The organism is Actinoplanes sp. CA-051413 (assembly GCF_050955795.1).
Classification (GTDB): domain Bacteria; phylum Actinomycetota; class Actinomycetes; order Mycobacteriales; family Micromonosporaceae; genus Actinoplanes.
Map to the genome: position 1 here is coordinate 2,899,197 of NZ_CP192100.1, position 13,013 is coordinate 2,912,209.

A 13,013-nucleotide genomic window follows, 5' to 3' on the forward strand; every position below is an offset into this window, starting at 1 on the left:
GATTGGTAGAGGTGAGACGCTCATGCTCCGTCACCGCGCCACCGCCATATCCGTTCTCGCTGTCGCGACCTTGCTTGCTGCCGGATGCAGTGCGCCGGGCGAGAACGACGAAACGTCCGGAGACGACTCCGGGCCTGTCAAGATCGCCCTCGTCGATGCGCAGAGCGGCCAGCTCAGCTCGCTGGGCGCCTGGGAGCTCAAGGGTGCCCGGCTGGCCGTCGACGAGTGGAACGCCCAGGGCGGCATCAACGGCCGGCAGATCCAGCTCGACGTCTTCGACGACCAGGGCGACCCGACCATCGGGACCAACCTGGCCCGCAAGATCGACAGCGAGAACTACGTCGCCATGATCGGCACTGCGGAGAGCGCGGTGACCATCGCCATGGCGCCCATCCTCAAACAGGCCGAGATCCCGAACATCACCTCCGGCCAGTCACCCGGCCTGGTCGGCGCCGGCAGCGAGTTCCTCTTCCTCAACGGACCGACCAGCACCACGTACGACGAGACGCTGGCCAAGCACATCGTGGACCAGCAGGGCATCAAGAGCATCGCGATGATCACCAACAACGGCGGGTACGGCAAGGGTGAGCACGACGCGTTCCTCAAGGCCCTGCAGAGCCGCGGCGTCACCCCGCTGGCCGACCAGGTCGTCACCACCGAGCAGAAGGACTTCAGCGCGGTGCTCACCGGAATCCGCCAGAAGAATCCCAAGGTGATCTTCCTGGGCGCCGAAGAGGTCGAATCCGGCCTGATCGTCAAGCAGGCCCGTGACCTCGGCATCACCGCCACCTTCGCGGGCGCGGCGCCGCAGGGCACGCCGGTCTTCATCGACACCGCCGGGGCGAAGAACGCCGAAGGCACGATCGTCAGTTCGCCGTATCTGAGCAACGACGTCAGCGACGCGTCGAAGAAGTTCGCCGCGGCGTACAAGGCGAAATTCACCGAGGACGCCGAGCTGCACGGTGCCAAGGCCTACGACGGCGCCCAGATCCTGCTGACCGCGTTGAAGACCAGCAACGTCGCTGACGGCAAGGCGCTCGCCGATGCCATCCGGGCCACCAAGTACCAGGGCCTGCTCGGCGACTTCGCCTTCGACCAGACCGGCGTCGGCATCTTCGAGACGTCCATCGGCACCATCCGCGACGGCAAGCTCGTCGCCGTCACCAGCTGACCGGCCAGGGAGAGCCCATGCAGGTCTTTCTGCAGACGATCGTCGGCGGGGTCAGTCTCGGAGCCGTGTACGCCCTGGTGGCGCTCGGGTTCTCCCTGGTCTACCGCACCATGGGGCTGGTCAACTTCGCGCACGGCAACGTGGTGACCGTCGGCGCCTACCTCGCCTCCACCTTCTACCTGTCCACCAAGCTGCCGTTCGCCCTGGCCATGATCGTGGCGATCGGCGTGACCGGGGCGATCGGCCTGGTCATCGAGCGGGTGCTGCGTCCGCTGGAGAACCGGGACTTCGACCTCATGCTGATCGGCACCATCGGCTTCGGCATCGTGCTCGACGCGCTGATCATCATGATCTGGGGCGCCACCGGCCGGGCTGTGCCGTCGCCGGTGCCGTCCGCCCCGCTCGACCTGTTCGGCCTGCGTATCCGCACATACGATCTGGTGGTCCTGGCCATTGCCGCGGTCGCCACCGTGTTGCTGGTGCTCTTCCTGTCGCGCACGAAGACGGGCACCGCGATGCAGGCGGTTGCCATGGATCACGAGGCGGCCACCGCCGTCGGCATCCACGTCGGGCGCAGCAACGCCATCGCGTTCATGATCGGCGCCGGGCTCGCCGCGCTGGCCGGCGGCCTGGTCGGTCCGCTGCTCTACGTCAGCCCCGCGCTCGGCGGCGCGCTCGGCATCAAAGGCTTCGCAGCCGCCATCCTCGGCGGCTTCGGCAGCATTCCCGGCGCGATCGTCGGTGGACTCGCGATCGGCATCCTCGACTCCTTCACCGCCGGGCACTTCCAGGGCTACTCCGAGCTGGTCACCTTCCTGGTCTTCACGGTGATCATCATGGTGCGCCCGACCGGCATCTTCGGCGAGCGGACGGTCAACCGGGCATGAGATACCGCATCGGAGTGATCGCGCTGATCGGCGTCGCCGCCTGGCTGCTGCCCTACGGCCTCGACTCGTACGCCATCCACGTCGTCAACGTCATCGTCATCTTCGCCATCCTCGCCGTCGGGCTCGGCCTGTGCATGGGCGTCGGCGGGCAGGTGAACCTGGCCCAGGTCGCGTTCTTCGGCGTCGGCGCGTACGCCACCGCCATCCTCACCACCGAGGGCGGCCTCGGTTTCTGGATCTCGGCGCTGCTGGCGCTCGCGGCGACCGTCGCGGTCGGCCTGGTGGTCGGCACGCCCGCGCTGCGGGTCCAGTCGCACTACCTGGGCATCGTGACGCTGGGGCTGGCGCTGGCCTTCACCAACTGGGTCACCAACGCCGAGCTCAGTGGCGGCGCGGAGGGGATCTCGGCCATCCCCGTGCCCACCCTGCCGGGCATCGACCTGTCCAGCGAGTACCTGTACTACTACCTGGAACTGATCGTTTTCGCGGTCTCGCTGGCCTTCGGCCTGTTCGTTGTGCGGACCGGGCTGGGCCGGCGGATGCGGGCCATGCGCGACGACGCCCTGGCCGCGGGAGCGCTCGGCGCCGAGGTGCCGATGCTGCGCATGGTGGCGTTCCTGCTCGCCAGCGTCTACGGCGGGCTGGCCGGTGTGCTCTACGCCGGGCTGATCCGTTACGTCGCCCCGGAATCGTTCGGCATCGCCAACATGTTCCTGCTGCTCGGCATGGTCATCATCGGCGGACGGCAGAGCCTGATCGGCTGCGTGGTCGGCGCGGTGGGCCTGTTCCTGGTCCGTGAGGCCCTGGTCGACCACCCCACGGTCGCTCAGATCGGCTACGGCGCCGTCGTCGTGCTCGTCGTGGTCTTCGCGCCCACCGGCCTGGCCGGTCTGCCGGCCCGGGTGCGCGCCGGCCTCGACCGGCGCCGCGGACGGCAGGGCACCGCGGCACAGCTGCACCCCTTCCAGCCGTACGAGACCCCTGCCGCATCGGCCACCCGGGACGGGACCGTCCTGACCGTGAGCGCCGTCAGCATGCAGTTCCGCGGCCTGAAAGCGCTCGACGACATCTCGCTGACCGTCACCGAGGGCGAGATCCGCGGCATCGTCGGCCCCAACGGCTCCGGCAAGACCACCCTGTTCAACGTGATCAGCGGTCTCTACCGGCCCAGCCGCGGCCGGGTCGAGTTCCGCGGCCGGGACGTGACCAATCGCGCCCCGTACCGGTTGGCCCGGGCCGGGATGTCCCGCACGTTCCAGAACCTGCGCCTGTTCGGCGGCCTGAGCGTCGAGGAGAACCTGCTCGTCGCGCTCGACCGCAGCGGCACCGGGCAGAGCTGGCGATATCTGCTGCGACCGATCAGCGTGCTCCGTCGCGACCGCGACCTGCACCGGCAGGCCCACGCCGTGCTCGAACGCTACGGCCTCACCGAATTCGCCGGCCTGCCGCCCCGGTCCCTGCCCTACGGGATCCAGCGACGCGTCGAGATCGCCCGCGCGGTCGCCGCCGGCCCGGTGCTGCTGCTGCTCGACGAACCGGCGGCCGGCCTCAACGGCGAGGAGACCCGGCAGCTCAGCCAGATCGTCCGTTCCATCCGGGACAGCGGCATCACCGTGATCATCATCGAGCACAACATGGGCCTCGTGATGTCGCTGTGCGAGCGGGTCACGGTGCTGTCCGGCGGCCGGATCATCGCCGACGGCGCCCCCGCCGAGGTCGCCCGGACCCCCGCGGTGATCGAGGCCTATCTCGGCGACTCGATGAACGAAGGCGACCTGCCGCCGATCCCGGAGGTGACCCGATGACCGTCACGACCACCAAGGGACAGGACCTCACCGTGGAGGGCCTGACCGTGCACTACGGCGGCGTCTGTGCCGTACGGAATCTGAGCCTGGCCGTGCCGGCCGGCGACGCCGTCGGCGTCATCGGCGCCAACGGCGCCGGGAAGACCTCCACCCTCAAGGCTGTCATGGGCCTCATTCCCCGTACGGTGGGCAGCCTGCGCTTCGGCAGCACCGACCTGAGCCGGGTGAACGCCCGGCAGATGGTGCGGCACGGCATCGGCTACGTGCCCGAGGGACGGCACGTCTTCGCCGGCCTGCCGGTGGAGAAGAACCTGCTGCTCGGCGCGTACGCCCGCAAATGGAACGCCGACACGCGGGCCACCCTGGCCGAGGTGTACGAGCTGTTCCCCGTCCTCGGTGAGATGAGCGGCCGGCTGGCCGGAGCGCTGTCCGGAGGCCAGCAGCAGATGCTCGCCATCGGCCGGGCCCTGATGTCGCGTCCACGGCTGCTGCTGCTGGACGAGCCTTCCATGGGCCTGTCGCCGAAACTCGTCGAGGACATCCTGGCGGTCCTGCAACGGCTACGCGCCGAAGGCCTGAGCCTGCTGCTGGTCGAGCAGAACGCCAAGCTCACCTTCGAGGCGACCAGCCGCTGCCTGGTCGTCGAGAACGGGGAGGTCGCGATGACGGGCACCTCCGAGCAACTACGGCACGACCCCCAGGTCCGGCGTATCTACCTCGGCCTGTGACCGCCCTGCTCGGCACGCCTCTGCCGGTGGGCCGGCTGACGCTGCGCAACCGGGTGATCAGCCCGCCGATGGAGCGCAACTACGGCACCGCCGACGGCCGGATGACCGACCGCTACGTCGCCTATCTGCGGGCCCGGGCCGCGGGCGGGGCCGCGCTGGTCTTCACCGAAGCGACCTACGTGCGCGCGGACGGACGCGGCCGGATCCGGCAGCTCGGCGCTCACGCCGATCACGTCCTGGCCGGTCTGGGCGAGGCGGCCGAGGCGGTGCACGCCGAAGGCGCCCGGCTCGGGGTGGAACTGAACCACGCCGGCCGGGTCGCCGACCCAGCCGTGTCCGGCTTCCAGCCGGTCGCGCCGTCCGTGGTGCCCTTCCGCGGTCGCTCGCCCCGGGAACTGAGCACCGATGAGACCGAGGAACTCGCGGGTGCGTACGGCGAGGCCGCCCGCCGCTGCGCCGCGGCCGGGGTCGACGTCATCGAACTGCACGCCGCCCACGGCTACCTGATCCACCAGTTCCTGTCGCCCCGCACCAACCACCGCACCGACCGGTACGCCGATCCGATCCGTTTCCTCGCCGAGGTGCTGACCGCAATGCGCCGGGCCGCGCCGGACACCACCCTGTTCCTCCGGCTGTCCGCGTTCGAAGGGGTGCCGGGTGGACTGGACGCGGACGCGACGCTCGCGCTGACCGCACGGATGCCGCTGGACCTGGTCGACGCCCTCGACATCAGCGCCGGGTGCTACGAGGCGGGGGAGTGGATCGTGCAGCCGGGTGAGGTCGAGCGGGGCGTCCTCGCGCCGTTCGCGGCCCGCTACCGCACCTTCGGCAAGCCGGTCAGTGTCGCCGGCAGGATTCCCACCGGTGAGGCGGCCGAGCGGATCCTCGGGTCGGGCGCGGCCGATCTCGTCGCTGTCGGCCGGGCCCAGCACGCCGATCCGGCCTGGACCCGCATCACGCTGAGCGGCGGCACTCCGCGCCCGTGCATCGGCTGCAACCAGGGCTGCATCGACGAGCTGCACCGCCAGCAACCGATCTGGTGCGTGACCAACGCCCGCACCGGCCACGAACACGTCGCCTCACCACGCCGCAGGAAGCCCCGGCGGATCCTGATCGTCGGTGCGGGCCTCGCCGGGCTCGAAGCGGCCCGCAGCGCCGCGCGGGCCGGACACGCGGTGACGATGCTCGAGGCCGGAGCGGAGATCGGCGGCCAGTTCCGGTTCGCCGCGACGCTCACCGCCAAGCCGGAGTTCCGCCGGCTGCTCGACTGGTACACCGCCGAGCTGGTCCGGCTGGGAGTGGATGTCCGGCGTTCGGTGGCCGCGGACGCCGAGACGATGGCCGCCACCGAGCCGGACGTGATCGTGCTGGCGACCGGTGGAATCCCTTTCCGGCCGACGATTTCCGGCCACCACCTGCCCCGGGTGATGGCGGTGACGGACTGGCTCAGCTGTCCACCGGCCCCGGTGGGTAGCGCTGTGGTGACGATCTGGGGAGCTGACCGCACCGGAGTTGCGGTAGCCGACGCCGCAGCGACCGCGGGCCACCGCGTCCTGCTGCTCTGCGCCGGATCCGGCCTCGCACCCGAGGCCGGTCCCCGCGAGAACGGACCGGTGCTGCGGCGGCTCCACGACAACCCGGCGGTCGAACTGCGGCTGCACACCACGCTCGAGGGCATCGACGACGACCGGCTGCTGCTCGGCCGCGACGGCCGACGCTCGTGGTGGAACGTCTGCGGACCGGTAGTCGTGTCGCAGGGTTCGATGCCGGGTCCAGCCGTGCCGACGCCGTACGGAATCCGCACTGTCGGGATCGAAGCTGCGGTGGACGCGGCCGAAGCCATCCGGCGAGGCGCGGCCCTCGCCTTCGAAGGAGAGCCGGCATGACAGGGAGCGCGGCACCCCGCAGGACGCACAACGCCGAACGCACCCGAGCCGACATCATCGAGATCGCCACCCGCGAGTTCGCCGACCGGGGGTACGCCGGCGCGCGCGTCGACGAGATCGCAGCCCGCACCCGCGCCACGAAGCGGATGATCTATTACTACTTCGGCGGCAAGGAGGATCTGTTCCTGGCCGTGCTGGAGCAGGCTACCGCCGGATCCGCGCGCTGGAACAGCAGGTGGACGTCGAGCAGCTGGAACCCGCCGCGGCCCTACGCCAGCTCGCCGAACTCACCTTCGACCACCACGAGGCCGACCCGGACTTCGTACGCCTGGTATCGATCGAGAACATCCACCACGCCGAACATCTACGCCGCTCGCAGTCCCGGGAAGTCCTGTCGGCTCCAGCCTTGGACATCCTGGCCCGCATCATGGAACGGGGCAAGACCGCCGGCCAGTTCCGCGAAGACCTCGACGCCCTCGATGTCCACATGATCATCAGTGCCTTCTGCGTCTTCCGAGGGGCCAACCGCCACACCTTCGAAGCCATCTTCGGTCGTGACCTGCTCGCCCCGTCCCGGCGCGACCACCTGCGCACGATGATCGGTGACCTGGTGGTCGCGCATGTGACAACTCGCCCCGACCTGCTCTCGACCGACGACGGGGCTGTCTATCGGGAGACGGGGGTCTAGAGTGGACGCGTGCTGGGAGTAATCGCGGCCGCGCTTGGCGGTCCTGAGGTGTTACAGGTGACTGAGCTGCCGGAGCCTGAGGCCGGGCCCGGGCAGGTTGTGGTCCGGATCCGTGCGGTCTGTGTGCACCCGGCTGACGTCGCCGCCACCACCGGGGAGATTCCTCGCGGGCCGGATGTGCCGCCGTTCTCGCCCGGGTGGGACATCGCCGGCGAGGTGGCCTCGGTCGGCCCCGACACGGCTGATTTCGGGGTGGGTGACCGTGTCGTCGGGATGATTCCGTGGTACTTGACCCGCGGTGCACCGGGTGGCTACGCCGAGTTCGTGGCGGCCGACACGGACTGGTTGGTGCGGTTGCCGGACGGGCTCGACTTCGTGTCCGCGGCCACGGTGCCGCTCAACGCCCAGACCGCACACCAGGGGCTGTCACTGGTGTCGTTGGCCATGCTTCCGGCCGGCAGCAGCATTCTGGTCACCGGTGCCAGCGGCGGTGTCGGCGGCTTCGCCACCCAGCTTGCCGTGCAGAGCGGCTTTCGTGTCCTGGCGCAGGCCAGCCATGAGGATGAGCAATGGGTGCAGAGTCTTGGCGCTCACGAGGTGGTTTCCCGTTCCGTCGATCCGGCCAAGGTAGGGCCGGTGGCCGCGGTGTTCGACGCGGTCCCCCTCGGCGAGGCGGCAGCCGCTGCCGTCGAGGACAGGGGAGTCGTGGTCGCGACCCGGCCCACGCCGGCCATCGTCCCGGCCCGTGGTGTGCGCCAGGAGCTGCAACTCATCCGGCACGATCGCGAGCTGTTGGCCGACCTGGTGGGGCAGGTGGCGGCGGGACGGCTGCGCACGCGCGTGGCGGACACGATGCCGTTGACCGAAGCGGCCGACGCCCACCGACGGGTGCTGGCCGGTGGCCTGCGCGGAAAGCTCGTGCTGACGGTGGGCTGATCACCGGTCGGTGGAGGACTTCCGGTCCAGGTACGGATCGGCTTCGGCTCGGACCGTGAGACAGTTCGTGGGGATCGTGTCGACCATCGTGCCGGCGCCGTTCAGGCATCGGTAGCGGACCAGGGCTGCCCATTCGCAGGCGCTCTCGACCACTCCCGCACGACGGGCGCCACTGCGGTGCACCCATACCGGGTCGCCGGGCCGGCACGTCACTGCAGATCCCGAGGCGGTCAGGTCCGGCGAGGACCCGAGGGTCGCGGCCGGCTCGTACGTCTCGGTGTGGTCGCCGCTCTCCGTGGCCACGACCCAGGTGATACCGGCCTTGTCGGCGGTCTTCGCGTGCCGCTTGGCGCTGAACATCGCCTGATCCGCGCGGCGCAGCAGGTCGGCAAGGTCAGCGGAGGGTCCAGCCGGCACGACGCCGATCGAGGCGGTGATGGCCAGGGTGTGGCCCTTCACGTCCATCGGGGGTGCGATCGCGGCGCTCAGCGAGCTGGCCACCTCCTGCCACCACGCCTGCGGGACGTCGGCGCGCGGGGCGCGGGGCAGCGCGGCGAACTCGTCGCCGCCGAACCGGGCCACCAGGTGATCGGCGAGGCAGGCGGCCATGCGCCGGGCGACCACGCAGAGGACCTCGTCGCCGGCATCGTGGCCGTACGTGTCGTTGATCGGCTTGAAACCGTTGAGGTCGAGGATCAGGACGGCCGACGAGCAGTCGTCGCCGCGCAGCAGCTCCGGGGCGAGCGCGTGGAAGAGGCGCCGGTTGGCGAGTCCGGTGAGCTCGTCGTGGTCGGCCATCCACCGGAGTGAGGTGCGCTCGTGCTCCAGCTGCTGGACGTGCGCCGCGAGCTGATCGATGCGGGCTTGGAGGCGGGCAGTTTCGGGCTTGGTCCGCAGCTGAGCGTCATCTGGCAGTACACCGCTCGGGTCGGCGGCGGCAGAATCGAGGATCCGCATCGGCCGTCCTCTCAAGACTGCGGCGGACCAGCGGGAGCTGTCGAGTCGACGGCGAGGCATCGCCGAGCGCCACAGTGGAATCATGGCAGTCGGCCGAGGCGCGTGCAAGATTTCACGAGGACAACTATCACGGTGACATGATGCATCCGTGGCGGGTTTCGGCTACTTTAAGTACGTGCACTTTCGTGGTGAAAGAGTCGTTCTTGGACCTGAAGCGGTGTTTTCGCACCTCAGACCGGTAATGGGAGAGGCGCCGGGCCACTGGGCCGGTGGCCAGCCGATCACCCACGGTAAGCGACTCCGGAAGGAGGGGCACTGATGAATGGCGAAACCGGCTGGATCATTTCCAGCAGGTCGACGGGCAACGGAGGCAGTTGCGTCGAAGCCCGCCGCCAGGATGGCCTCATCGAGGTCCGCAACAGCAAGGCCCGTGAGGCCGGCACCGTGGTGTTCACGATCGAGGAATGGGACTCGTTCCTGTTCGGTGCCAAGCGCGGCGAGTTCGACCAGCTCTTGACCGACTGATCCCGGCGGACCTCCGCAACGAGATCAGTGCGTCAGCGGAACTCTCCGACCGGTACGGAGTCTTTGCTGATGAGATCGAAGATCCGCCGGTATTCGTCGACCTCGACCTGCTCCTCCAGGTAGAGCGCGCCGACGTGGGATTCGAGGTAGACCACGTCCGGATCGGCCGGGTCGTCGAACTCCAGGATCCGGAAGGCACCGGCCATCGCCGCGTGCGCCCCGACCGAGAACGGCAGCACCCGGATGTCGACCGTGTCCTCTTGGGACAGCCGCCGGAGATGCTCGATCTGTCCCTTCATCACCTGTTCGCTGCCGACCGTGCGGGTCAATGTCCCCTCGCCGAGCACCGTCACGAGGCGGATCGGTGGGTTGCGAGCGAAGAGCGTCTTCTGCCGCTGCATGCGGAGATTGATGTGGCGCTCGGCGATCTCCGAGTCGACCGGCTGCTCAGCGCCGAAGACGGCTCGCGCGTACTCCGGGGTCTGCAGCTCGCCGGGAACGACCTCGCCGTCGTACCCGAACATGCGGGACGCGGACGCCTCCAGTCCGACGTACAGCTTGAACCATTCGGGGATCACCGGGCTGGCGTCCCACCACTCCTGCTGTGACGTGCCCAGCGCGAGGTCGGCAAGCGCGTCGGTGATGCTCTGGTCCGCACCGTAGAGCCAGCAGAGCGCGCGTACGTTGGCCCCGGTGACCGGCACCTTGCCCGTCTCGATGCGGTGCAGCGTCGGCTCCGAGATGCCCAGCCGCGCTTCCACCACATCACGCCGGCTCATCCCGGACGCCGTGCGAAGCCGCGTCAGTCGCCGCCCCAATGCCCGTCGCACGACGCGTTGGCCTGTGACCGGCACCCTTACCTCCGCCTTGCCAACCCCTGTGGACGGTGACGTCGACCACCGTACCCGCAACGCCGCGTTGTCAACAGGCGACCCGTCGTTGCTCCCGTGTTCGCGGTGATGCGCGCCGGCTGGCTACGCCCGTGGGCTCCGCCCCCCTAGAGCGTGTCGCCAAAGGGCTACAGCCATTGCAGAAGTGCGGCGATGGTGACGGTGGCCTGGAACGAGGTGCTGGTTTTGTCGTAGCGGGTGGCTACTGACCGGCATTGCTTGAGCCGGTTGAAGCAGCGTTCCACGACGTTGCGGTGGCGGTAGATCAGCTTGTTGAACGTCGGTGGCCGGCCGCCGCGTGGTCCGCGTTTGTGGCGGTTGTTCTGCTGGTCGCTGCGTTCCGGGATGGTATGGGCGATGCCGCGTCGGCGCAGGTAGGCGCGGATGCTTCGACTGCTGTAGCCCTTGTCGGCGATGACATGGTCGGGCCGGGTCCGCGGTCGTCCTGGGCCTCGCCGGTCGACGCGGATGGCGGCCATGAGCTGTTCGAAGCGGGTGCAGTCGTTGACGTTGCCGCCGGTCAGCACGAACGCCAGAGTGCGGCCGGTGCCGTCGCAGGCGAGGTGGATTTTGGTGGTCAGCCCGCCTCTGGATCGTCCGATGGCGTGATCCGCTTTATCCGTTTCTCGCTGCCCCCTTTTGCGCCGGCGGCGTGCTGGTGGGCCCGCGCGATGGTGGAGTCGACGCTGACCAGCCAGTCGATGTCGCCGTCGGCATCGGCGTCGGTCTGTGCGCCCGCGAGCATTCTGGTGAATGTGCCGTCGAAGGCCCACCTGCGGAAACGTGTGTAGATCGACTTCCAGGACCCGTACCGGGCGGGTACGTCACGCCACGGCGCACCCGAGCGGATCTTCCACACGATGCCGTTGAGGACCCGGCGATCGTCGCTGCGGGGACGACCGCCGGTCACCGTGCAGGGCAGATACCGCGACAACGAGTTCCATTCGGCATCGGTCAGCTCATAGCGGCGGATCACGCCGTACATCATCCACGGTCATGATCCTTTGAAGACGTGCCCTAGCGGGGTGGCACCCGGTCCCAGGCGAAGACGCGGTCCGAGACCACCCCCGGGGGCGGTCCTTCGTTCAGGAGGTCGAGGTCTGATGCGAACGACACGTGCCGGCCGTCTGCCGAGATGGCGGCGCCGTAGGCGCCGTTGCCGACCTCCGGGTACGGGCGCTGCTGGCCGCGGGTGATCCAGATGAGGGACCCGGACTGCCGGTCCTTGACGAAGGCGTCGCTGAGGCCATCGGTGTCCGAACGGAACACCGGGGCGCGGGTGGTGAAGGCGACGAAGCGCCCGTCTGCCGACACGTCACCGCCGGCGGGGTAGTTCAGCATGGTGGACGGCTCACCGCGGTAGTCGGCGGAGATCAGTTCGAGCCGGCCGGTCCGCAGGTCGCGCAGCCACACGTTGGGGACCGGATCGACCCCGACGCCCAGGGATCCACCGTGGTTGAAGACGACGTAGCGCCCGTTGTCGGAGATGGCCGGCTCGCTGCTGGTCGCGACGAACGAGCGAGGATCGACGGGAACGTCGCGCGACAGCACCACGGTCGTGTGGCGCTGCCGGTCGCGGGCATAGACGAGCATGTCGGTCGGGAAGGGCAGCGGCGGGCCGGGCACGAGGGCTTCGCTGGAGGTGAAGGCGACCACGGTGCCGTGAGCGGAGATGGACGGGTCGGAGCTGAAGTAGTCGCTCTGCCCGCCGTCCGGGGTCACCGACACCCGTTCCGTATGACCGGCTGCCAGGTCGCGGACGAAGACGTCCGAGGTGGCGTTCGTGTCTCCTGCGATCAGATTCGGGGAGGCGGAGTCGAAGGCGACATAGCGGCCGTCGGCGGAGATGTCGGGTCGCAGTGCGCCGAGCTCTGCGGGCCCGTCGGGCCCGGCGGAGACCAGCGTGGTGGTCCCGCGCACGAGGTCACGGACAAAGACGTCGAACGTGCCGTTGTCGTCGCCGGCCGCGAACGTGGTCGCCGCTGATTCGAACACGACATAGCGGCCGTCCGCGGAGATGTTGCCGGGCCGGCTCTCGCCGTCACTGGCCACGCCGCCGTTGCCCTGCGAGACGAGCATTGTCCGCCGGCCGACGGTGTCCCGGACGAACACGTCGACCTGATCGTTGGTGTCACCGGCGACCAGATTTGTCGCAGCCGAGGCGAAGACGATGTAGCGGCCGTGTGCGGAGACGCCGGTGCCCGGTGTCGAGTAATTGTCTGCCGGGCCACCGTTCAGCGCGACGGTGACCAGGCTGAGCTTGCCCCGTGGTTCGGCCGCAGCGGGTGCGCTCGCGACCAGCAACGCGGCCACGGCTGTCAGGGCCGACGCCATCGATCGTCGCCTGTGCATGGTGACCTACCGCCGCGTGGACTTCATTGACTGTCGTCCGGCGCCATCACCGGCGCAACGCCCGACTACACCAGCGCCAAGCCGGTGGGGTCGGCGCAATAGGAGAGGTGGGCGCCGAGCGCGAATACCCGGGCCGAGGGTGCGGGGCACACCGTCGTGTGACAACGGCTGGGGAAGTTGCTCCCTAT

Annotated in this window: 11 protein-coding genes and 2 pseudogenes; 9 read left to right on the plus strand and 4 right to left on the minus strand. The window is 69.4% G+C overall.

Going from position 1 to position 13,013, the window contains the following annotated elements; genetic code table 11:
* Window positions 1-22 precede the first annotated feature (22 nt).
* The 8 genes and pseudogenes from ACQP2Y_RS13825 to ACQP2Y_RS13860 all read left to right on the plus strand — a co-directional run bounded on the left by ACQP2Y_RS13825 (window position 23) and on the right by ACQP2Y_RS13860 (window position 8,101).
* Window positions 23-1,171 carry an ABC transporter substrate-binding protein gene (locus ACQP2Y_RS13825; RefSeq protein WP_433727990.1) on the plus strand — a complete coding sequence of 383 codons (1,149 nt, stop codon included), beginning with the start codon at window positions 23-25 and terminating at the stop codon, window positions 1,169-1,171.
* 17 nt (window positions 1,172-1,188) lie between these two features.
* Window positions 1,189-2,058 carry a branched-chain amino acid ABC transporter permease gene (locus ACQP2Y_RS13830; RefSeq protein ID WP_433727993.1) on the plus strand — a complete coding sequence of 290 codons (870 nt, stop codon included), beginning with the start codon at window positions 1,189-1,191 and terminating at the stop codon, window positions 2,056-2,058.
* Window positions 2,055-3,863 carry a branched-chain amino acid ABC transporter ATP-binding protein/permease gene (locus ACQP2Y_RS13835; RefSeq protein ID WP_433727995.1) on the plus strand — a complete coding sequence of 603 codons (1,809 nt, stop codon included), beginning with the start codon at window positions 2,055-2,057 and terminating at the stop codon, window positions 3,861-3,863. The genes ACQP2Y_RS13830 and ACQP2Y_RS13835 overlap by 4 nt, the downstream gene beginning before the upstream one ends.
* Window positions 3,860-4,591: an ABC transporter ATP-binding protein gene (locus ACQP2Y_RS13840; protein ID WP_433727997.1), complete on the plus strand. Its 732-nt coding sequence runs from the start codon at window positions 3,860-3,862 to the stop codon at window positions 4,589-4,591. The genes ACQP2Y_RS13835 and ACQP2Y_RS13840 overlap by 4 nt, the downstream gene beginning before the upstream one ends.
* Window positions 4,588-6,477 (plus strand): FAD-dependent oxidoreductase, encoded by a 1,890-nt coding sequence (locus ACQP2Y_RS13845; protein WP_433727999.1) that lies wholly within the window; start codon window positions 4,588-4,590, stop codon window positions 6,475-6,477. The genes ACQP2Y_RS13840 and ACQP2Y_RS13845 overlap by 4 nt, the downstream gene beginning before the upstream one ends.
* Window positions 6,474-6,611 (plus strand): annotated as a pseudogene (locus ACQP2Y_RS13850) (TetR/AcrR family transcriptional regulator); the annotation flags it as partial. The gene ACQP2Y_RS13845 and the pseudogene ACQP2Y_RS13850, both read left to right, overlap by 4 nt.
* Window positions 6,612-6,712: 101 nt before the next feature.
* Window positions 6,713-7,165: a hypothetical protein gene (locus ACQP2Y_RS13855; RefSeq protein WP_433728001.1), complete on the plus strand. Its 453-nt coding sequence runs from the start codon at window positions 6,713-6,715 to the stop codon at window positions 7,163-7,165.
* 57 nt (window positions 7,166-7,222) lie between these two features.
* A complete protein-coding gene (locus ACQP2Y_RS13860) occupies window positions 7,223-8,101 on the plus strand; it encodes an NADP-dependent oxidoreductase (RefSeq protein WP_433728003.1) in 879 nt (292 codons plus the stop codon).
* On the opposite strand, the gene ACQP2Y_RS13865 is transcribed toward ACQP2Y_RS13860, so the two are convergent.
* Window positions 8,102-9,058, minus strand: coding sequence for a GGDEF domain-containing protein (locus tag ACQP2Y_RS13865; protein WP_433728005.1), 957 nt, complete (start codon window positions 9,056-9,058; stop codon window positions 8,102-8,104).
* Between the two features lie 318 nt (window positions 9,059-9,376).
* Between ACQP2Y_RS13865 and ACQP2Y_RS13870 the strand changes: the two genes are divergently transcribed.
* Window positions 9,377-9,583, plus strand: a complete 207-nt coding sequence (locus tag ACQP2Y_RS13870) for a DUF397 domain-containing protein (RefSeq protein WP_433728007.1) — start codon at window positions 9,377-9,379, stop codon at window positions 9,581-9,583.
* Between the two features lie 32 nt (window positions 9,584-9,615).
* On the opposite strand, the gene ACQP2Y_RS13875 is transcribed toward ACQP2Y_RS13870, so the two are convergent.
* The 3 genes and pseudogenes from ACQP2Y_RS13875 to ACQP2Y_RS13885 all read right to left on the minus strand — a co-directional run bounded on the left by ACQP2Y_RS13875 (window position 9,616) and on the right by ACQP2Y_RS13885 (window position 12,825).
* A complete protein-coding gene (locus tag ACQP2Y_RS13875) occupies window positions 9,616-10,362 on the minus strand; it encodes a helix-turn-helix domain-containing protein (protein ID WP_433728009.1) in 747 nt (248 codons plus the stop codon).
* A 239-nt stretch (window positions 10,363-10,601) separates the two neighbouring features.
* Window positions 10,602-11,446: pseudogene (locus ACQP2Y_RS13880) on the minus strand (IS5 family transposase).
* Window positions 11,447-11,490: 44 nt separating this feature from the next.
* Complete coding sequence (locus ACQP2Y_RS13885) at window positions 11,491-12,825, minus strand: TolB family protein (protein ID WP_433728011.1); 1,335 nt, start codon at window positions 12,823-12,825, stop codon at window positions 11,491-11,493.
* Window positions 12,826-13,013: the final 188 nt, after the last annotated feature.

Bases quoted from the DNA above. Each gene is read 5' to 3' on its own strand.
- ACQP2Y_RS13885 (WP_433728011.1), bottom strand. From the start codon at position 12,825: ATGCACAGGCGACGATCGATGGCGTCGGCCCTGACAGCCGTGGCCGCG.
- ACQP2Y_RS13825 (WP_433727990.1), top strand. From the start codon at position 23: ATGCTCCGTCACCGCGCCACCGCCATATCCGTTCTCGCTGTCGCGACC.
- ACQP2Y_RS13840 (WP_433727997.1), top strand. From the start codon at position 3,860: ATGACCGTCACGACCACCAAGGGACAGGACCTCACCGTGGAGGGCCTG.
- ACQP2Y_RS13835 (WP_433727995.1), top strand. From the start codon at position 2,055: ATGAGATACCGCATCGGAGTGATCGCGCTGATCGGCGTCGCCGCCTGG.
- ACQP2Y_RS13830 (WP_433727993.1), top strand. From the start codon at position 1,189: ATGCAGGTCTTTCTGCAGACGATCGTCGGCGGGGTCAGTCTCGGAGCC.
- ACQP2Y_RS13875 (WP_433728009.1), bottom strand. From the start codon at position 10,362: ATGAGCCGGCGTGATGTGGTGGAAGCGCGGCTGGGCATCTCGGAGCCG.
- ACQP2Y_RS13865 (WP_433728005.1), bottom strand. From the start codon at position 9,058: ATGCGGATCCTCGATTCTGCCGCCGCCGACCCGAGCGGTGTACTGCCA.
- ACQP2Y_RS13870 (WP_433728007.1), top strand. From the start codon at position 9,377: ATGAATGGCGAAACCGGCTGGATCATTTCCAGCAGGTCGACGGGCAAC.